This window comes from Gemmatimonadota bacterium (assembly GCA_009692115.1).
Taxonomy (GTDB): Bacteria; Gemmatimonadota; Gemmatimonadetes; order Gemmatimonadales; family GWC2-71-9; genus SHZU01.
In genome coordinates this window covers 364,851-384,703 of the sequence record SHZU01000001.1, presented here as the reverse complement: position 1 = coordinate 384,703, position 19,853 = coordinate 364,851, and the positions used below count along the sequence as shown (strand labels likewise).

Sequence of the window (19,853 nt, the reverse complement as noted above, 5' to 3'; positions counted from 1 at the left end):
ATGCCGTTATTGCCCGAACTGGCCCTCTCGTTTCTCGACCTCTGGCACCACTTCGACGGGGTCGAAGCGAGCCGGACCGACTGGGTCGGCCCGGCCCCGGTGCTGGCCTCGTTTGACGACCAGACCCTCCCGCAGCACGCGGCCGCGTTTCGCTCGCTGGCGCATGCGGTCGAGGAACTCGAGCTCGACTCGCTGGACGAGGAAGTCGACCGCACGATCCTGATTGACGCCATCCGGGTCCGGCTTCGGCGAGTCGAGCACGATCGCCCCGACCGGCGAAGTCCGGCCCTGTGGCTCGACCGGCTGGCCGCCATCGTCGCCGCCCGGCCCGACGATCAGGCCATGCTCGAGGCCATGCCCGCTTGGGCGGCCGCGCTTCGCGGGACGGTGTCGAAGCCGTCGATCGGCAACCTCCACGTGGCCCTCGAATTGTTGACCGAGCTCCGCCCGGCGGTCACGCACCCGGCGGCCGCCGAGGCCCTGGCGGGGCTGGAGACCTTCCTCCGGCACGATGTCGGAGTCGACGGGGCCGCCGATGCCGGCGCGTTAGGCGAGGACCAGGTCACCTGGCACCTCCATCACGAATTCAAGCTCGAAATGACCGCCGCCCAGGCGGAACGCCGGCTGATTGCCCTGGTCGAGTCCTCAGCGGCCGATCTCGAGACGGGACGGTCCATCGTCGCGGCCGTCGGCAGCGGGGCTCGAGTCGCGGCGGCAGCCGAGCCTCGTGAAATTCGTCGCCGGCTGGCGGCGCCGGAATGGCTCTCGGCCATGGATCTGTTCTCCGGCCATCGCTCGGCCGGTGAGCGGCATCTGGCTTTGGTCATCGCCGGGCTGGATTTGGCCATTCAACTCGGCCGGATTGGCGCGGCCGAGGGTGTGGCCAAGCTGACAGACCGGCTCCAGAGCCGTGGTGAGCAGGTCCGCCGGGTGGTGGTGGCGCCGCTCGAATCGGTCGGAACCGTGCTCCTGGCCGCCGAGTGGCAGGCGGTTGCCCTCGCTCGCGACGCGACCCCTCCCGATCTGATCGCCGCGGCCACGGCCCGAGGCCTGTTCCACCCGGCGTTGGCCGCGTGGGCGCTCAGTGCCGATTCCTGATGCCCCCCGGGTCCCCGCCACGGTCAAAGGCCTGGCGGCGGTCTCGCTCCTCAATGACTTCGCCAGCGAAATGGTCTATCCGCTGCTGCCGGCGTTCCTGACCGGCACGTTAGGCGCCGGTCCGGTGGTCCTGGGCGCCTTGGACGGCGCGGCCGACCTGGCGTCGTCCGTCATTCGGTGGTGGAGCGGCCCGCTGGCCGACCGGGGCCGCTGGCGCCTCCCCTTGGTCTGGGCTGGCTACGCCGTGGCCACCGTGCTCCGGCCGGTCATGGCGGTCACCTCCTCCGCCTGGCAGGTCATCGGCGTCCGAATGCTCGACCGGATGGGGAAGGGCCTTCGGTCGCCCGGCCGGGATGCCTTGATTGCCGATGCCACTCCCCGCGTGATGCACGGCCGCGCCTTTGGCCTCCATCGGACCGCCGACCATCTGGGGGCCGTGCTCGGGTCGCTGATGGCGTTCGAACTGCTGCGGCGGGGCGTTCCGGTCCGGCAGGTGTTAGGCGCGAGTCTGATTCCGGGAATCGCGGCGCTTGGCGTGCTGACCCTGGTGCTCTGGCGGGCCCGGACCACGATCGCAGCCGAGCCGGCTCCGTCCGCCCCCGACGACGATTCGTCCACCGTGCCAAGAGGTCGGTTGGCGGGGTTGGCGCTGCTGGCCGCGGTCCGCCTGCCAGAAGCGTTGATCCTGCTTCGGATCCAGGATCTGGGCTTGCCGGTCGCCGGGGTGCCGTTGGTGTGGGCGGTGCTCCATATCGTCAAGAGCGCCGCCTCCTACCCTTCAGGGTGGCTGGCCGACCGGGTCGGCGTCGGTCCCTCGCTGGTCCTCGGCACGGCGGCCTATGCCGCGACCGCGTTCGGATTGTCCCGCGACCTCAGCCCGACTTTGGCCGTCGGCCTGTTCCTGTCCCACGGCCTGGCCGCCGGCTTCCTGGAGCCGGCCGAGCGAGCGGCGGTGGCCCGGGTCGCGCCGAGCCGGCGGGGTCGCGCCTTTGGAACCTACCAGGCCATGGCCGGGGTCGGCGCGCTGATCTTCGGCCTCGGGTATGGATGGCTCTACCAGGTGTTCGGCGGAGGACTGGCCCTCCTCGTGGCGGCCGGGATGTCGGTCTCGGCACTCGGCGCTCGGCGCTCGGCACTCGGCTCGGCGCGCGAGGGTTGAGCTTGCGGGATGGGGCGACGGCCGATAGCTTCGCGCCAGATGCCATTTTCGGATTTCGGGAAATCACCTAGTTGGCAGGCGGTTGGCCGCTCGCGGTCGGCGGTCTTGCCGGAGGCGTTGGAGCAACCGGTGGTGGCTCCCGGGTTTGCCGGCAAGACGGTCGTCGTGACCGGCGGGGCAACGGGCTTGGGGCGGGCCATTGCGCTCGAGTTCGGCCGGCTGGGCTGCAACGTGGCGTTCTGTTTCGTCAATTTGCCGGGCCGGGACGTTCGCGAAATGGCCTTGTTGACCGAAACGATTCTGGCCTCGATGGGCGCCCGCGTGCTGGCCGATACCTGCGACGTGCGGGATCGGGAGCACGTGGCTCGTTTCATCGACGCCGTCAAGGAGAAGTTTGGGTCGGTCCATTTCTTGGTCAACAACGCCGGGATTGCGATCGATGGTGCCCAATGGCGCCTGACGGAGACTGACTGGAACGACGTCATCATGACGAATCTGATCGGGGCCAATAACTGCATCGCCTCGGTTGCCCCGATCTTCCGCCGCCAGCGGTACGGTAAGATTGTCAGTATCAGTGCCCACCAGGCCACCCGGCCGGGGTTCGGGGTCACCAGTTACGCCGCCAGCAAGTCCGGGCTCGAGGGTCTGACCCGGGCCGTGGCGGTGGAACTTGGTCCGAGCAACATCAATGTCAACGCGGTGGCGCCCGGGTTCGTCCGCACCGAGCGCCTGCAGCAACTGCCGCCCGAGGTACTGGAACGGGCCAAGACCAGTACGGTGCTGGGCCGCTTGGCCGATCCCGAAGATGTGGCCCATGTGGTGTCGTTCCTCTGTTCGGATGAGGCCAGGCATGTCACCGGCCAAGTCATTCAAGTGGACGGGGGCCTGGCCCTGGAGCGATAGCCGTCGCCGGTGGGTACCTCGGGCAGCGTGGAGTCGTTTTTTTAGGTCGACTCCGTTAGGATTACAGCTGCTATGTTGAGAAACCGCAACGTGTTCGCGCTCGTGACCGTGGTTGCTTCGCTGGCCGGCGCCCAGCCGGTGTTTGCCCAGAAGAGGCCGGTTACCCAGCCGCTCGTCGTCAATGCGGTGGCCGGCCAGGGCGTCGCCATCGTTCCCGTCAACATGTTCCTCATCGAACCCGAGGTCCCGCCAGGCACCTTTGCGCTGGCTCGGCCGGCGCTGCTCCGGTGGGTCGATTCGGTGCTGTTCGAAGGGGCCGCCTCCCGGGCACCCGAAGTAAAGTGGATCCCCCCCCAGGAATTGCGGCGGATCTCCCGTCGGGCCGGTGGCCTGATGCCGGACCCCGACCAGATGGGGCAGTCGATCATGCGGAGTTGGGGAATGTCCTCCGTCCCTGACCCGCTCCGCTCGAACCTCCGCCGACTCTTGGCGGTGGCGGGCGGTTCACGCTACGCGATGATTCCCGCCTCGGTGGTGTTCAAGTCCGACAGTGCCGGTGCCCTCGCGGTTGATATGGCCGTCTTATTGGCGGACGTCCGGACCGGCAAAGTGGTCTGGCGGTCGATGGCCAAAGGCAGCGGCGGCACCCCCGATCAGGTACTTGGCAAGGCCGTGGCCACGATCTTCCCGGTTGAGGGCGAGCCATGAGGTACGAAGTGACCCTGATTCCAGGAGACGGAATCGGGCCGGAAATCAGTGACGCGACGATCAATGCGGTTGAAGCAACCGGGGTGACCTTCACGTGGGACCGCCAGCTTGGCGGGATGGCCGCGGTGGCCGCGACGGGCACGCCGGTGCCCGAAGCCACCCTGGAGAGCATCCGGCACCGCCGAGTGGCGTTGAAGGGGCCGCTTACGACCCCCTCGGGTCCGGGCTACCGATCGGTGAACGTCGCGCTCCGCCGCGAGTTCGAGCTGTTTGCCAACGTCCGGCCCGCCAAGACCATTCTCCCCGGCCGGTACGACAACATCGACATCGTGTTGGTGCGGGAAAATCTCGAAGGATTCTATACCGGGATCGAGTATTGGATTGCTACCAAAGACGATCCCCACGCGGCCGGCGTCACCACCGGGGTCACCACCCGATACGGCTGCGAACGGATCGTCCGGTACGCCTTCGAATACGCCCTCCGGACCGGGCGGAAGAAGGTCACCATCGTTCACAAAGCCAATATCCTCAAGATGGTGAGCGGGCTGTTCCTGGAGGTCGGCCACGAGGTGGCGGCCGAGTATCAGGGCCGGGTCGAGTCCACCGACATGATCGTCGACAACTGCGCCATGCAACTGGTGGTCCGGCCGGAACAGTTCGACGTGATCGTGACCACGAACCTGTTCGGCGATATTCTGAGCGATGAAATATCCGGCCTGGTCGGAGGCTTGGGCTTGGCGCCGGGCGCCAACATTGGAACGACGGCCTCGATCTTCGAAGCCGTCCATGGCAGCGCCCCTGACATTGCCGGCACGGGCCTGGCCAATCCGTCGGCGCTGATGTTTGCGGCCGCGATGATGCTGGAACACCTCGGCGAGGCCGAGGCCGGCGGCCGGCTTCGGCGAGCGATCGTCGACACGATAGTGAAAGACCAAGTCCGAACCAAGGATCTGGGTGGCCATGCTACGACTCAACAATTCGGCGATCGCGTCGCGGCTCGGGCTCGCGGCTGAGCCGGTTCCCTGCGTCCAATGCGACCGGCGCGAGCCGGGCTTGGCGTGGGGTGACTATTGCCATGGGTGCAAGGAGAAACGCCGGCGGAAGGCGGCCCGTGCTGGGCAGCGGTACGGCATCGTGGCGGCCGTGCTGCTGGCGGCTTGGCTGATCTGGAAGACGCCCCCGGAGCTGACCCAACGGGTTTTCGCGGCGGCCTCGGTGGTGCTGGTGTACGTAATCGTCCGCCGGTTCGTCTCGCGGATCCTCGAAGAATACCTACCCAAGGAGTTGCGATGAGGGCAGCGGGCGTCTTGGCGGTCATCATCTTGGTTGGAGGAGTCGCGGCCGAAGCGCAAACGAGCCTGACGATCTACCAGGATGGTCGGGTCCTCCAACGCCGGACCCTCCCGGTTCGAGTGCCGGCCGGAGCGTCGTCGCATCAATTGACGCTGGGGCAGCTCGATCTTGGCTCCCTGTTTGCCCTCGATTCGGGCCTGGCCATTACCGGCGCTCAGTACGATGCCGCCCAAGATCAGGCCAATGCCCTTCGCCGGGCCGTTGGCCGCCAACTGGCTTTTGCGACTCGCGGCCCCAACGGCGCCCGGGAAATCACCATGGCCGACGTCATGGCGGTCGATCCGGAGCGGTATCGGCTCGAGGATGGGCGGGTGACGTTCCAAGCGCCCGGCATCCCGCTGTTTCCGGCCGAGCTGGTGCCGCTCCAGTCCAGTCTGCTCGTCGGGATCAAGAGCGAGAAGCCCCGCACCACCCTCGGCCTGGGCTTTTTCTCGGGCGGGGCGTCCTGGAACGCCGCTTACGCCATCACGTTAGGCAAGGGAACCGCTCGGGTGGCGGGGCATGCCGCCATTCAGGTCGGCACCATCCGGGCTGATTCCGTCGAGGTCCAGTTGCTGGCCGGTAACGTGGGGTCCGCCCCAAAGACGTTCCAAGGCCGGGGGCCGTTGGCTCGAGAGGCGTCGATGGCCATGGCGGACATGGGGGCCAGTGAGCAGCAGGTCGGCGAGGCCCACCTGTACACGTTGCCGGGCCGGTTGGCGTTCGTTCCGGGCGTCGAGACCTCGGCGGCCCTGTTCGAACCGGCCGCCGCGCCGCTCGAGCGGACCTACACGGTGCGGGGGCAGCTCCCGTATTGGGGCGGTCTGCCCCAATCCGGCGACGAGCAGCTCGAACCGGTCAACGTCACCTACATCATCAAACGCCTGGCCAAGACCGAGTTCGGCGATCGGCCCGTGCCGGGCGGTACCGTCCGTCTCTACGAACGCGACGCCGCGGGCCGCCCGCAGTTGGTTGGCGAATCCTCGGTGGGCCACACGGCGGCCGGCCAGGATCTTCGGCTCGACGCCGGCACCGCCTTCGACCTGACCGCCCGCCGTCTCCAGACGGCGTACGAGACCCGTCTCGAAGGCAAGCGGACCGTGGCCATGGCCACCTACGCCGTTACCATTGCCAACGCCAAGGACTCGGTGGTCTCGGTCGATGTGCTGGAGCAGCGGGGTGGCGAGTGGACGGTTGTCTCGAGCTCGGTCGCGGCGGAGAAGGTGTCGAGCACGATCACCCGGTTCCGGGTCAAGGTGCCGGCCCGCGGCGCAACGACCCTCACCTACCGAGTCAGGGTCGTTTGGTAGAGTGACGACCCTCGTTCATCTCTCGGATCTGCATTTTGGCCGGGACGTTGATCTCGAGCAGATCAACGTGCTGGAGTCCTTGGTCCCGACCCTTGGACCCACCGCCATCGTTATCTCAGGTGATCTGACCCAGCGGGGCCGGCACGGCGAGTTCCAGCGCGCGCTGGCCTTCGTGGAGCGGCTTCGCCCGGCGGCGCCGGTCCATGTGATACCGGGAAATCACGACGTGGCCTGGTGGGAAACTCCGTTCGGCCTGTTGGGCACCGACCGCCTAACAGTCAAGTATCGCCGCTATTTCGGTGACGACCTGTCGCCGACGCTCGAGTTGCCCGGCCTCGTGATTGCCTCCGTCCGGACCAGTCACGGCGTGGCCTTCGGCTCGATGACCTGGAAGTTCTGGCGGGATCCGGCCGTGAAGGGGCACTTGCCGCGCTCGGAGGTGGAGCGGGTCGCCGCCCGGTTCCAGGCCGCGCCGGCGGGCCTCAAGGTAGTCGTCCTCCACCACAACGTCCTCCGGGGTCAGATCTCGCGTCGGATGGGCCTGGCCCACTGGCGATGGGCCGAGGACGCCCTGCGCTCGACCGGAGCCGATCTGGTGCTGTGCGGGCACGACCATCAGGAGGGTGCGGCGGCGGCGGGCCGGATGGTAGTCTCCACCGCGGGCACTCACACCCACCGGACTCGGGGGCACCGGCCGTCGGCCTTCAACGTCATCACAATCGACGATTCGTCGATCACCATCAGGCCTCACATCTGGGACCGGGCCCGCCGCACCTTCCAGCCCGGCGAACCAGCCCGGTTTCCGCGCCCCGCCGAGCGATGACCGCCCAACTCGGCCTCGACCTTGAAACGCCCCGGGACTTGGTTGCCGAACTCCGGGCGTTCGGGGTGCCGGCCTCGATTCCGATCGTGCTCCATCAAAACCGCCGGGTCATGCTCTCCTTCAAGCCGCGGAGCGGGCTCCGGGTTCATGGGGGGTATGCAGCGGCTCCTCCCGAGGTGGTGGCCGCAATCGCCAAGTGGGCCAGGCCCTGGGTGCGGCGGAAGGATCGCCGGGAGGCCGCCCGGGTGTTCCTTCGGTTCCCAGTCCATCCGGACGGCCCGCCCCGGCGGATTCGCCGCCCCGATCGGTCCGAACCGGGCGACGAGCAGCGAATCGCTCAGTTGCAAGCCCTCCATGTCGTCTTGAATGCGCGGTGGTTCGGCGGCCGGCTGGCCCCGATTCCGATCGAGCTCTCGGGCCGGATGCGGCGCAAGCTCGGTCATTACGAACCCACGTCGGTCGGGAGTCCGATCATCGCCATCAGTCGCCGCCATCTGAGTCGGGACGGCTGGGCCTCGGTGAGTGACACCCTCCTCCACGAAATGGTTCACCAGTGGCAAGACGAGTCGGGGCTCCCGGTCGATCACGGACCGGGATTTCGGCGGAAGGCCAACGAAGTCGCCATCGAACCGCGCGCCATCGCGATTCGGTAAGGCCCGCGAAACCCTGCCTACCCCGGCTGGCCATCTTACGTTATTTTCCCGCCTTAACTCGTTTTTTTAGAAGGGGTTGCCCCATGTCAGTCGGTGTCGCTGGGTCCCAGTTTACCGGAGTCGATCTGTATCAAATCGACTCCCTCCTCACGGAAGAAGAGCGCGCCATCCGGGACACCGTCCGGGCCTGGGTCGATGAGCACCTGATGCCGATCATCGGCGAGTACTACGTCGCCGGCAAATTCCCCAAGCAACTGATCCCCGGCCTCGCGGAACTCGGTGTCCTCGGCGCCAACCTGCCCGAGGAATACGGATGCGCCGGCTTGGGCAACGTGGCCTACGGACTCATCATGCAGGAACTCGAGCGGGGCGACAGCGGGATTCGTTCGTTCGCGTCGGTCCAGGGTGCCCTCGTGATGTACCCGATCTACGCGTTCGGTTCGGAGGCGCAGCGCAAACGGTGGCTCCCGACGCTGGCCCAAGGAAAGGACATCGGCTGCTTTGGTCTGACCGAGCCCGATTTCGGCTCGAACCCGGGCGGGATGATTACCACCGCGAAGGAAACCAAGGACGGTTGGGTCCTGAACGGAACCAAGATGTGGATCACCAACGGATCGCAGGCGACCGTGGCGGTGGTGTGGGCCAAGACCGGCGAGATTGACGACTCCAAGTCGATTCGGGGCTTCATCGTGCCCACCGACACCAAGGGCTTTACCGGCAAAGACCAAAAGGGCAAGCTCTCGCTGCGGGCCTCCGATACGGCCGAACTCCATTTCGAAGATGTCCATCTCCCCAAGGACGCCCTGCTGCCGAAGTCCGGCGGCCTCAAGAGCCCGCTCCAGTGCCTGACCCAGGCCCGGTACGGCATCTCCTGGGGCGCGATCGGTGCGGCGATGGCCTGTTACGATGAGGCCGTGCGCTACTCCAAGAGCCGGATCATGTTCGGCCGGCCGATCGGCGGCACCCAGATCCAACAGGTCCGGTTGGCCGACATGGCCACGGAAATTACCAAGGCCCAATTGCTGTCCCTCCAGTTGGGCCGGATGAAAGAGGCGGGCACCATGACGCCGCAGCAGGTCTCGATGGCCAAACGGAACAACGTGGATATGGCGTGCGAATGCGCCCGGGAATCCCGCCGGTTGCTGGGCGCCAACGGGATCTTGGCCGAGTACCATTCGATGCGCCACATGGCCAATCTGGAATCCGTGTATACCTACGAGGGCACCCACGACATGCACTCGCTGATTCTGGGGCAAGAAATCACCGGACTCAGCGCGTATTAGTGCACTGAAGGAGGGATCGTGAAAATCGCGGTTTGTTTGAAGCGGGTTCCCGACACCACGGCCAAAATCGTGGTGGGCGGGGACGGGAAGTCCATCGACGAGACCGGGGTGAAATTTGTCCCGAACCCGTATGACGAGTACGCCCTTGAGGCGGCGCTGGCCCTGAAGGACAAGGCCGGGGCCGGGGAGACCGTGGTCTACTCGTTAGGCGGCGACGCCGCTCAGGAGACCATCCGGACGGCGCTCGCCATGGGCATCGACCGCGGCGTCCTGCTCCAGACCGCTGGTTCGGCGGACGGCTTCGTGGTGGCCGAGGCGCTGGCGGCCGAGCTCGGCACCGGCGGGTTCGATCTGATCCTGTTCGGCAAGATGGCGGTGGATGACTACAACCATCAGGTCGGCCTGATGGTGGGCGAGTTGCTGGGCCTCCCGACGATTTCGGCGGTGTCGGGCCTTACCGTCGACGGCGGCCGGGTCCAGGCCGAGCGCGAAGTGGAGGGCGGAGTCGAGGTCGTGACCTGCGCCCTTCCGGCGGTGATCACCGCCGACAAGGGTCTCAATACCCCGCGGCTACCGTCCCTCAAGGGGATCATGGCGGCCAAGAAGAAGCCCCTCGAGTCGAAGCCGGTTACGCTCGGACCCGGCGCCGTGTCGGTCGTGGGGCTCTCCCTCCCGCCCGAACGCCAAGCCGGCCGGATCGTCGGGGAAGGACCTGACGCCGTCACGCTCCTCGTGCAATTGCTTCGCAACGAAGCGAAGGTGATCTGATCATGGCTGCCATTCTTGCCGTCACGGAACAGCGCCAGGGTGCGCTTCGCAAAGTCTCCTTGGAAGCAGTAGCGGCCGCCCGCCTGATTGCGGACGCCATGGGGGGGAGCACGGTCGACGCCATCGTCCTTGGCGCCGGGCCGGTGGAGGGGGTGACCGGATTGGGGCCCTCAGGAGCCGACCGGGTCTTGTACGCCACTCACGAGGGATTCGGACTCTACAATCCCGATGGCTATGCCGCGACCATCGCATCGATCGGCGGGAGCTATGCCGCGGTCGTCTTCGCGGCCAGTGCCACCGGCCGGGACCTCGCGCCCCGGGTTGCGGCCAAGTTGCGGACCGCCTGTGCCACCGACGTGACCGCGCTCCACGTCGAGGGCGGGAAGATCGTCGCCACCCGCCCGGTGTATGCCGGCAAAGCCATCCAGAAACTCGTGTTAGGCGGAACACCCGCGATTCTCTCGGTTCGTCCCAACACCTTCGCGCCCGGCAAAGCCGACAAGGCCGGGGTCGCCGAAACGGTCGCGGTGCCCGCTTTTACCCAGCGAGTCACAGTCACGGAAATCAAAGCGCCGGCCACCGCCGCGCTCGATGTCACCGAGGCGCCCATTGTGGTTTCGGGCGGCCGGGGTCTCAAAGAGCCCGCCAACTTCAAATTGGTCGAGGATCTGGCGGCGGCGCTGGGGTCGGCGGCGGTTGGCGCCAGCCGGGCGGTGGTCGACGCCGGATGGCGCGAACACGGCGCCCAGGTTGGCCAGACCGGGAAGACCGTGGCGCCGTCGCTCTACGTGGCGATCGGGATTTCCGGCGCGATTCAGCACTTGGCCGGAATGCGGACGTCGAAGGTCATCGTCGCGATCAACAAGGACAAGGACGCGCCGATCTTCAAGGTGGCCGACTACGGAATCGTCGGCGATTTGTTCGAGGTGGTGCCTCGGCTAACCGACGAGATTCGAAAACTCAAGGCGGAGTAACCGCCCATGCCGGAGCGCCTGCCCGATCTCACCGTCGACGCCACCCGGGTTGCGGCGTTGGCGCTCGGTGAAGACGGCGTCCTCGACCTGACGACCGCCGTCACGGTGCGGAAGCCGGTGCCCGGCCAAGCCGTGCTCGAGGCCCGGACACCCATCGTGGTGGCCGGGCTTCTGTATGCCGAGACCACCGCCCGAGCGGCTGGCTGCTCGGTCACTTGGGTCACCGGTGAGGGCGGTGCCGCCGAGCCCGGCCCGATCGGCCAGGTCCGGGGCGATCTGGCTGCCATTCTCCGGGCGGAGCGAGCGATGCTCAACATTCTCCAGCGGGCCTGTGGAATTGCCACCGCGACTCGCGCCTACGTCCGGGCGATTGCCGGAACCAGGTGCCAGGTCCTCCACACCCGGAAGACGGCCCCCGGGCTCCGCCTGCTGGACGTGGCCGCCGTCGTCGCGGGTGGGGGTGTGATTCACCGGCTCGACTTGGCCCACACCGTCATGGTCAAGGACAATCACTGGCGGGCATTGGAGCGCGATGGCCGGAGCGTGGCGGAAGCCTTGGTTGCCGCCCGGGCACGGGGGGCGATCGCGTGCCAAGTGGAAGTCGAGACCGAGGAGCAGGTCATCGAAGCCAGCCGGGCCGGGGCCGACCGGTTGATGGTCGACAACCAGACGCCCGGCATGGTGGCCCGGTGGTCGGAACTCGCCCGGGGTCTTCAGCCCACCATCGCGATCGAAGCGACCGGGGGCATCAACCTCGGCAATGCCCGCGCCTACGCCGAGGCGGGCGCGGACTTCATCTCGGTCGGGGCGCTGACTCACAGCGTCATCGCCGCCGACATCTCACTGGAGCTTGCGTAAGTGACCAGGATTCTCCCCATCAGACACCAGCCGGCCCTGCCGGTGGCGCAGTTGATCAAGGCCGAGGCGCCGGGCGCCGAGGCCATCGAGATGGACGTGCTCTTCGTCGGCGCCGGTCCGGCGGGTCTGGCGGGGGCCATCGAACTGGCCAAGCTGGTCAAGCAGGATGGAACGTTAGGCGACTTGAGTATCGGCGTGTTGGAAAAAGCCGGGAGCCTCGGGGAGCACTGCCTCTCCGGCGCCGTGATCAACCCCCGGACGTTCGCCGAACTCTTCCCGGAGGTCCCGGTCGCCGACTTGCCGTTCCGGCAGAAAGTCACCGGCGAGGCCGTGTACCTGATGACCGAGGGAAGCGCCCTGAAGATCCCGACCCCGCCGACAATGCACAACAGCGGGAACTACGTGGCCTCGCTGTCGGAGGTGGTGCGTTGGATGGGTGGCCGGGCCGAGGAACTCGGCGTTAACCTGTTTGCCGGGTTCCCCGCGGATTCCTTGCTGGTGGACGGCGCCCGGGTCATCGGGGTCCGGACCACCCCGTCGGGCCTCGATCGGGACCGGAACCCGGGCGATGGGTTTGCCGAGCCGACCGACCTGGCCGCCAAAGTGACGGTCCTGACCGAAGGCACCCGGGGTCCGTTGTCCGAGGCCTGGCGCAACTGGCAGAAAATCGGGTCGCCGAATCCCCAGATCTTTGCGTTAGGCGTCAAAGAAGTGTGGGACGTCAAGAAACCGTTGGACCGGATCATTCACACCTTGGGCTGGCCGCTTCCGCGGGATGCCTTCGGCGGCACCTTCATGTACCCGATGGGGCCCAGTCAGGTGGCCATTGGGCTGGTGGTCGGGCTGGACGCCAAGGATGCCGGACTCGACGTCCATGAGTTGCTCCAGCGGACCAAGCTCCACCCGTTGTTCCGGCCGTACTTCGAGGGAGGCCACTTGGTCGAGTGGGGCGCCAAGACCATTCCCGAGGGCGGATATTACGCGCTGCCCGATCGGTTTTCGGGTGACGGCCTCATCATGGCCGGCGATTGTCTTGGCACGGTGGAAGTAGCGAGCCTCAAGGGCATTCACTACGCCATGCAATCCGGGATGTTCGCGGCCCGGGCCATCTTCGCGGCTCTCAAAGCGGGCGACACCAGCGGGGCCAAGCTGGCCGCCTACGACACCATGCTCCGGGACAGTTACGTGGTGGCCGACCTCAAGAAACGCCGGAATATGCGGCTGGCCTTCAAGCAGGGTTTCTACGTGGGCGGCGTGAAGAGTGTGCTGATGACCCTCACCAACGGTGGGTTTCCCGGAGGCCAGATCCACAGTGAGACCGACGCCGAGGAGCCGCGGGACATCACCCCTCGAACGCCGTTCGTGCCGGACAATACCATCACCTTCAGCAAAGCTGACGCCGTGTTCAAGTCTGGTAACGCGACCCGGGATACCATTCCCTCCCACTTGATTGTCGGGCAGGACGTGTCCGGTGAGGTCGCCGACTTCTACAGTCACATCTGTCCCGCCGGTGTCTACGAACGAGTCGGGGACGAGCTTCGGGTCAATCCGCCCAATTGTGTCGACTGCAAGGCCACTGACGTCGTGGGCCCCCGGTGGACGCCCCGCGAGGGCGGTAGCGGTCCCAAGTACCGGGTGATGTAGCCCGATGGGCCGTCATCAGGGGACTGGCAGGACGACGAAGTTGGACGCCTTGAGACTCAACTCGTCGTCGACGGCATTCTTGATGTAGTCGATGGTGGCGTCCGATGGGAACCCGTACTGGCGGTCGAACGACACCGTGACGGCATAGTTGGCCGGATTCTCCTGATCCCAGAGTTGCTTCGCCTCGTTGAACCGATCGAGCGACCGATCCGGGCCGGCCAGTCCGCATCCGCCGGATCCGAGGATGGTGTACAAGATTGGCCAGGACCACGGCCAGAAGCTCGATGCCAATCAGGTGAAGGACCTGGCCGGGGCGGTCGGGATCGGCGCGGCCGGCCAAGTAATGGAGGGCGTCGCTCGGAAGCTCATGGGCGGTTTGGCCAAAGGGCTGTTTGGCCGGATGCTCGGCGGGGTGGCCGGTGGGGTGGTCTCGACCGCCGCCGGGGCTGCTCTGACCTTCGCGACGACGTATGCGCTCGGGAACGCGGCCCGGCAATACTATGCCCAGGGCCGGAGTCTCAGCCGGGAGGACCTCAAGGCACTGTTTGGCAAGCTCAAGGTTGACGCCGAGGGGCTCTATCCCAAGGTCGAGGGCCGGATCCGGGAGCAAGCCCGGACCCTGAACCTTTCGGAGGTGCTGAAACAGGTCCGCGGCTGAGACCGCCGGGCGGTCACGACCGGGACTCTCGCCTCGGCCTCTGCCGCTCGACATCCTCAGGGAACGGCGGTGTAGTGGCCGTGGATACCAAGCCAGCGGCCGTTTTCCTTGACGAAGATCCTGGTTGATTTTCCCCGGCTGGTGAACCGGGTTCCGTTTGACGTTCCCGCATCAGTCCAATAGAGGTGATCCACGCCACGGTGCCGCGCACCGTGACCTCGGCCTGGTGCATCTCGGTGTGTACCTCTTTGGCCCGCCGAAAGTAGGCCGCCATCGATCGGACCTCGAGGTCTTTGCCTGAGGTGAGGTAGACGTCGTTCTCGCCGTATTGCGTGAAGTTCGGGTGGACGAAGACCGCGTAGCCCGCGGAATCTCCGCGCTCGACGGCGGCCCACATGGCGTCGAGGGTGGACTTCACCTCGTTGACCTCCTGGGTGCCGGCTTGGGGCTCGGCACTTCAGATCGGAATGAGCAGCGGGGCCAGGGCCAGCAGCCGGAACAACTGTCGCATCGGCTTCTCCATCAATCAGCCAGGGAGGGGGTGCTAGAACGGTGGAGCGGCGAGGTGGGTCGGATCGTCGAGCCGAATAGCGTCCAAGCGAGAGCCGACCCCGACCTGCTGGACTCCCTCCGGAACGATCAGTAACGCGTTGGCGATGGCCATTGATTTGAGGATGCCCGAACCCTGCGGCCCCGTCAGCGACGCGATGGCCTCGGCCCCGTCGCCGGTGACGCGGGCCCGAAGAAAGTGCTGGAGTGCCGGACCTAGCCGGATCGGCTCGGCGGGGGCGACGGAAACGGCGCGACGGAATGGCAGTGGTTCGCCCATCATCCGCCGAATGGCCGGCCGGGCAAACAGCTCGAAGGTCACCATCGCGCTCACCGGGTTCCCGGGTAACCCGATCCACGGAACCGAGCTCACCATCCCGAAGCCCACCGGAGCGCCCGGCCGCATCCGAAGTTTCCAGAAATCGATCTCGGCGCCCATTGATTGAAGGACACCGCGGAGGTGATCGTGTTCGCCGACACTGATGCCGGCGGTAGTGACGATGAGGTCACAATCGAGGGCCGACTCCAGCAGCCGCCGGATGGCCTCGGGGCGGTCGGCCGCATTGCCGAGGGAGACCGGTTCGCCGCCGGCCAACCGGACCATGGCCGTCATGGTGTGGTTGTTCGAGCTGGCGACCTTCCGGCCGCTCAAGATCAGATCGGGCTGGTCGACGTCGACGATCTCGTCGCCACTGCCGAGGATCGCGACGCGGGGCCGGCGGTAGACCACAGGGTGCGCCATCGCGAGCGACGCCAAGACCCCGAGGTGAGCCGGACCGAGGGCGGTGCCGGCCTCGAATACCAAGGCGCCGGCCCTGAGGTCTTCGCCCGCCCGGCGGACGTTGACGCCGCAGTCGCGATCCCTGACGATCGTGACGAGGTCGGTGCCGAGGTCGGTGTCCTCCTGCCGGATCACCGAATCGGCGCCGTCGGGAAGCGGGGCGCCGGTGAAGATCCGGGCCGCCTGGCCGGCACCGATCGTCCGGGTAGGAAAGGTGCCCGCCGGGATCTGCTCGATGACCCGCAGGCGAACCGGCGCGGCCGCGCTGGCGCCGCGGACCTCGTCGGCCCGAACGGCATACCCGTCCATGGCGGAGTTGGCCCAAAACGGCACGTCGATCGGGCTGATGACCGATTCCGCGAGGACACTGCCTAACGCTGATGCGAGGGGAACCCGGAGCGGCGGTCCGACTGGAACAGCTGCCTGGATGCGTTCGGCAGCCTCTCGGGCGGTCAGACTGGTGAGCACCAGCCTACTCGAGCGGCTTGGCGCGGTCCTAGACGATGGACGCCAAGAGTTGGGGCCACATCGTGTCGGTGAAGCGGAGAACCGGGCAGCTGACTTGGGGTACCGGCACATCGGAGAGCAGGGCCACCCAGTGTTCCGGATGCGGAGCGGTGGCGGCAATTGGCGCCGGTCCGCCGGCCGACCGAAAAATCTCGATCTTGGGGATCGGGGCTTGGCGGCACCCTTCCACGAGGACCAGGTCGCGGTCGGCGAAGTACTGGCGGGCGCGCCAAGGCCTCGGGTCCGGTATCGTCGGGGCGGCGTTCGAACACGGCCTGGAGGTCGGGGCTCGCGATCAGGCCCCCGTCGGTGAGGCCCTCGTGAAAATGCCGGTGGGTGTCGGAGCCTTCCCGGTCGAGCGTGGGGGCGTGAGTGACATGCTTGATCGTGGCCACCCGCTTCTTCCGGCGGTGGAATTCCAGGGCGAGCGCGATAAGGAGCGTGGTCTTGCCCGCGTTTTGGTGGCCGATGATGGAGATGATCTGCATAGAGGAGGGAGAATACCTTGGTCCTGGGGGCGGGGAAAGAGGGACCAGCCCAGTCTAAGCCGGTCCGGCCTGGTTGGCCCGGGCCAGATCCTCCGGAGTATTGACGTTGAAAAAGAGCCGGGCGGGATCGCCGAACGGCCGGGTCGCGGCCGGGTCAAGGAGGTCGAGGCGAATGTCGGGATGGAATCCGACCGCCCGGAGGTCCTGTCGGGCGATGGCCGCCTCGATCGGACCGGTGCACCCCGGACCATAGCCGGCACAGAGCGGCTCCATGCCTCGCGGTCCGGGACTGGCGGGGAGGACGGCATCGAAACCGGTCAACCGCGAACCGATGAGACGGAGGAGCCCGGCCGGCACAAAGGGCATGTCCCACGCCACACAGACCACCGGGCCCTCGGCGGCCAGGATGGCGGCATGGATGCCGCCTAACGTTCCGGCCCCGGCAATCCGGTCCGGCCGGACCCGGAGGCCGGGGTGCCAATCCGAGGCGTCCGGGGCGTTGGCGATCAGGAATGGCAGCGTCCCAAAGGCCTCGGTCATGGCCGCTACCAATCGGTCGAGCATCCGCACCCCGCCTATTTCCTCCAGGCCTTTGGGCTTGCCCCCGAACCGAAGGGCCTGACCGCCCGCCAGGATGGCCCCCTTCGGCTCAGACATCTCCAAGGCATTCGGCGCTGAGGTCGGCGTCCTCGGCGATCATCACCCGGTCGAGCGTTGTGCCCGGGGGGAGTCGCCGGGCAATCCGCTCGAACACGTCGCGGGCCAGGCCCTCGCATGTCGGGAGGATCTCGGTAAACGGGGCGACGTCCCGGTGAAGGTGGCGGCCGTCGAACCGCGCCGTCACTTCGTCTGCGAGGATCCGGTCGAGCAACGGCAGGTCGATCACGAACGGGAGTCGGTGGTCAACCGGCCCCGCCACCGACACTTCACAGCGGTAGTGATGGGCGTGCGGCTCGCTGGTCCACCCGAACCGGGTTCGATTCTCCTGTGGGGAGAGCGTCCGGTCGGCCAACTGGTGAAAGGCCCGGAAGGCCACGGCCCGAGTCAGACGGATCCGCATCAGCCGTTGACGATCAGAAGAAGGGATTTTTGAAGGCGTAGCCAAGCCCGGCGTGGATCATCGGGACCGGTGCCCATTCCTTGAGCGCCTGGCCGGCCAGAATCGGATTGGCCGGCCCGAATCCGTCGGGGTCGGTGCCCCGGTAGGTGCCTGGATAGGTCAGGCTCCAGAACACGGCTCGGGCTTCCACCCGGGCGTACATCCGGCGGCTCAGGAACAGGCGGACCCCGGCCGACGGCGCGAGGTAGAACTTGGTCTTCAGCTTGTATCCGCTCGAGTCGGCGGGGAGCTTTTCACCCAAGGCAAACCCCAACCCGACGTTGGCGTACGGGGCAACCGAATGCCAGGTCTTGCCGCCGGTCAGATTGAACTGGATGGTGCCTTCGGCGAAATAGACGTTGTGCTGGAACGGGCCCCGGACCGGGTTGTTGACCGAATTGGGAAAGGCAATGTTGCGGTCGAGCCGCGCGAAGCCCCCGGCCAGGCCAACCGACACGGTTCGGTCGCCAAGGAACTCATGCCGGAGCCAAGCCACCTCGCCATCGTGGGGGCCCACCCCGATGGTGCCGCCCGCGCCAAAGGCCTTGCCAACCGAGAGCGAGACGAATTGGCCGTAGCGAAGATCGCGATAGGGCGACCGCGACGGGTCATGGCCGACTTGGGCCCCGACCGGCTGGACCAGGAGACCGAGGGCCGCGACGAGCGGCAGGACAACGTTAGGTTTGATTGGCACGTGATAGACTCCGACCGGTCATCTCCGCCGGTTGCTCGAGCCCGAGGAGCTCGAGAACCGTCGGCGCCACGTCGCACAGGGCGCCCCCGGCCCGCAACGCGCGGATGGGGGTGCCGAGCGCCACGAACGGGACCGGATTGGTGGTGTGGGCGGTATGGGGTCCCCCGGTAACCGGGTCGACCATCATCTCGCAGTTGCCGTGATCGGCGGTAACCAGGATTCGGGTGCCGGTGCGTTCGGCCACCGTCAGGATGCGACCAAGACACTGGTCGACGGTTTCGACGGCCTCGATGATGGCACCCGGGACGCCGGTGTGACCAACCATGTCGGCGTTGGCGAAATTACAGAGATAAAACGCATGGTCCCGGCGCTCGAACGCCGTGACGAGGGCCTCGGCAATGCCGGGGGCGCTCATCTCAGGCATCAAGTCGTAGGTGGCCACTTTTTGGGACGGAATCAGCTGCCGCTCTTCGCCGAGGTACGGCGGTTCGACGCCCCCGTTGAAGAAATAGGTGACGTGAGGATACTTCTCGGTTTCCGCGGTCCGGAATTGCGAGAGCGACGCGTCCGCCAACACCTCGGCGAGGATCCGGGCCAAGTTGAACGGCGGAAACGCCTGGGGCACCGGCAAGGTCCGGTCGTACTGCGTCATCGTGACGCCGTGGAGCGTCGGCCGGCCGGTGACGTCGAACCCGTCAAAATCGTCGACCAGGAGGGCCCGGACGACCTGCCGCATCCGGTCGCTTCGGTAGTTGAAGCAGAAGACCGCGTCGCCGTCGCGAAGCAGGGCCACCGGGGCCTCGTGGCGGTGGAGGACGATCGGCTTGACGAACTCGTCGGTTTCGCCCCGATGGTAGGCGTCCCCGATCGCCGCGACCGGGTCGGTGGCCGCCACTCCGGCGCCGTTGACCATCAGGTCGTAGGCCAGACGAATCCGTTCCCACCGGTTGTCCCGGTCCATGGCGAAGTACCGGCCGATCAGGCTGGCGATGGCACCGCGCCCCCCGGTGATCCTCGCGATGTCGGCGGCGAGCGTGGCCACGAAGGCTTGTCCCGACTTCGGCAACGTATCGCGGCCGTCGAGGAAACCGTGCACGGCGATCCGGGGGACGTCGAGCTTGATGCCGAGTTCGAGGCCGGCGAGCAGATGGTGGTCGATGGCGTGGACCCCGCCGTTGCCGAGCAGTCCGACCAAATGCAGCGTGCCGCCGGTCTGCTTGAGATGGCGGCCCAACTCGAGGAGTGGGGGGAGACGGAAGAACTCGCCGGTCCGCATCGATTCGGAGATCCGGACCAAGTCCTGGGGTACCACCCGGCCGGCGCCCAAGTTCAAGTGGCCAACCTCGCTGTTGCCCATTTGCCCATCGGGAAGCCCGACGGCCAAGCCGCTGGCATCCAGGAGGGTCCGGGGACATGACTCCCAGAGCCGGTGCCACACTGGAGTGCGGCCCAACTCAATCGCGTTATGCGCGGATTCAGATCGGTAGCCCCACCCGTCGAGGACGATTAACGCAACGGGGGGCGTTCGGTTTGACATGCTCTCTGGCGCCGTCTACTATGCGAA

At 66.9% G+C, this 19,853-nt stretch carries 22 protein-coding genes; 14 read left to right on the top strand and 8 right to left on the bottom strand.

Going from position 1 to position 19,853, the window contains the following annotated elements; genetic code table 11:
• The 13 genes from EXR94_01860 (at position 1) to EXR94_01800 (ending at position 13,513) form a co-directional block, all read left to right on the top strand.
• Positions 1–1,098 carry a hypothetical protein gene (locus EXR94_01860; protein ID MSR01475.1) on the top strand — a complete coding sequence of 366 codons (1,098 nt, stop codon included), beginning with the start codon at positions 1–3 and terminating at the stop codon, positions 1,096–1,098.
• A complete protein-coding gene (locus EXR94_01855) occupies positions 1,085–2,257 on the top strand; it encodes an MFS transporter (GenBank protein MSR01474.1) in 1,173 nt (390 codons plus the stop codon). The genes EXR94_01860 and EXR94_01855 overlap by 14 nt, the downstream gene beginning before the upstream one ends.
• Before the next feature lie 9 nt (positions 2,258–2,266).
• Positions 2,267–3,160 (top strand): SDR family oxidoreductase, encoded by an 894-nt coding sequence (locus EXR94_01850; protein MSR01473.1) that lies wholly within the window; start codon positions 2,267–2,269, stop codon positions 3,158–3,160.
• Positions 3,161–3,232: 72 nt separating this feature from the next.
• Positions 3,233–3,868: a hypothetical protein gene (locus EXR94_01845; protein ID MSR01472.1), complete on the top strand. Its 636-nt coding sequence runs from the start codon at positions 3,233–3,235 to the stop codon at positions 3,866–3,868.
• Positions 3,865–4,881 carry an isocitrate/isopropylmalate dehydrogenase family protein gene (locus EXR94_01840; GenBank protein MSR01471.1) on the top strand — a complete coding sequence of 339 codons (1,017 nt, stop codon included), beginning with the start codon at positions 3,865–3,867 and terminating at the stop codon, positions 4,879–4,881. Before EXR94_01845 ends, EXR94_01840 begins: the two co-directional genes overlap by 4 nt.
• Entirely contained in the window at positions 4,829–5,161 is a 333-nt protein-coding gene (locus tag EXR94_01835; protein MSR01470.1) for a hypothetical protein, read from the top strand. The genes EXR94_01840 and EXR94_01835 overlap by 53 nt, the downstream gene beginning before the upstream one ends.
• A gap of 1,200 nt (positions 5,162–6,361) precedes the next feature.
• Positions 6,362–7,333: a metallophosphoesterase gene (locus EXR94_01830; protein MSR01469.1), complete on the top strand. Its 972-nt coding sequence runs from the start codon at positions 6,362–6,364 to the stop codon at positions 7,331–7,333.
• Entirely contained in the window at positions 7,330–7,986 is a 657-nt protein-coding gene (locus EXR94_01825; protein MSR01468.1) for a hypothetical protein, read from the top strand. Before EXR94_01830 ends, EXR94_01825 begins: the two co-directional genes overlap by 4 nt.
• A gap of 83 nt (positions 7,987–8,069) precedes the next feature.
• A complete protein-coding gene (locus tag EXR94_01820; protein ID MSR01467.1) occupies positions 8,070–9,269 on the top strand; it encodes an acyl-CoA dehydrogenase in 1,200 nt (399 codons plus the stop codon).
• A gap of 18 nt (positions 9,270–9,287) precedes the next feature.
• Positions 9,288–10,037 carry an electron transfer flavoprotein subunit beta/FixA family protein gene (locus tag EXR94_01815; protein MSR01466.1) on the top strand — a complete coding sequence of 250 codons (750 nt, stop codon included), beginning with the start codon at positions 9,288–9,290 and terminating at the stop codon, positions 10,035–10,037.
• A gap of 2 nt (positions 10,038–10,039) precedes the next feature.
• Positions 10,040–11,011 (top strand): electron transfer flavoprotein subunit alpha/FixB family protein, encoded by a 972-nt coding sequence (locus tag EXR94_01810; GenBank protein MSR01465.1) that lies wholly within the window; start codon positions 10,040–10,042, stop codon positions 11,009–11,011.
• Positions 11,012–11,017: 6 nt separating this feature from the next.
• On the top strand, positions 11,018–11,869 hold the full coding sequence (gene nadC / locus EXR94_01805) for a carboxylating nicotinate-nucleotide diphosphorylase (protein MSR01464.1): 852 nt from the start codon (positions 11,018–11,020) through the stop codon (positions 11,867–11,869).
• Positions 11,870–13,513, top strand: a complete 1,644-nt coding sequence (locus EXR94_01800) for a hypothetical protein (GenBank protein MSR01463.1) — start codon at positions 11,870–11,872, stop codon at positions 13,511–13,513.
• A 15-nt stretch (positions 13,514–13,528) separates the two neighbouring features.
• Here EXR94_01800 and EXR94_01795 read toward each other — a convergent pair whose 3' ends face one another.
• Positions 13,529–13,768, bottom strand: coding sequence for a hypothetical protein (locus EXR94_01795; GenBank protein ID MSR01462.1), 240 nt, complete (start codon positions 13,766–13,768; stop codon positions 13,529–13,531).
• On the opposite strand from EXR94_01795, the gene EXR94_01790 reads away from it, so the two are divergent.
• Positions 13,758–14,171 carry a hypothetical protein gene (locus EXR94_01790; protein ID MSR01461.1) on the top strand — a complete coding sequence of 138 codons (414 nt, stop codon included), beginning with the start codon at positions 13,758–13,760 and terminating at the stop codon, positions 14,169–14,171. The genes EXR94_01795 and EXR94_01790 overlap by 11 nt on opposite strands.
• Before the next feature lie 13 nt (positions 14,172–14,184).
• On the opposite strand, the gene EXR94_01785 is transcribed toward EXR94_01790, so the two are convergent.
• From EXR94_01785 to EXR94_01755, 7 genes are all read right to left on the bottom strand, one after another.
• Positions 14,185–14,589, bottom strand: coding sequence for a hypothetical protein (locus EXR94_01785; protein MSR01460.1), 405 nt, complete (start codon positions 14,587–14,589; stop codon positions 14,185–14,187).
• 126 nt (positions 14,590–14,715) lie between these two features.
• Complete coding sequence (locus EXR94_01780; protein MSR01459.1) at positions 14,716–16,080, bottom strand: molybdopterin molybdenumtransferase MoeA; 1,365 nt, start codon at positions 16,078–16,080, stop codon at positions 14,716–14,718.
• Positions 15,954–16,496, bottom strand: coding sequence for a hypothetical protein (locus EXR94_01775; protein ID MSR01458.1), 543 nt, complete (start codon positions 16,494–16,496; stop codon positions 15,954–15,956). The genes EXR94_01780 and EXR94_01775 overlap by 127 nt, the downstream gene beginning before the upstream one ends.
• Positions 16,497–16,550: 54 nt before the next feature.
• Positions 16,551–17,153 carry a molybdenum cofactor guanylyltransferase gene (locus EXR94_01770; protein MSR01457.1) on the bottom strand — a complete coding sequence of 201 codons (603 nt, stop codon included), beginning with the start codon at positions 17,151–17,153 and terminating at the stop codon, positions 16,551–16,553.
• Positions 17,146–17,556 carry a 6-carboxytetrahydropterin synthase gene (locus tag EXR94_01765; GenBank protein MSR01456.1) on the bottom strand — a complete coding sequence of 137 codons (411 nt, stop codon included), beginning with the start codon at positions 17,554–17,556 and terminating at the stop codon, positions 17,146–17,148. Before EXR94_01765 ends, EXR94_01770 begins: the two co-directional genes overlap by 8 nt.
• Before the next feature lie 13 nt (positions 17,557–17,569).
• Complete coding sequence (locus EXR94_01760) at positions 17,570–18,289, bottom strand: hypothetical protein (protein MSR01455.1); 720 nt, start codon at positions 18,287–18,289, stop codon at positions 17,570–17,572.
• The gene (locus tag EXR94_01755; protein MSR01454.1) at positions 18,273–19,826 is read right to left on the bottom strand and encodes a 2,3-bisphosphoglycerate-independent phosphoglycerate mutase; all 1,554 of its coding nucleotides are present in this window, start codon (positions 19,824–19,826) and stop codon (positions 18,273–18,275) included. Before EXR94_01755 ends, EXR94_01760 begins: the two co-directional genes overlap by 17 nt.
• Positions 19,827–19,853: the final 27 nt, after the last annotated feature.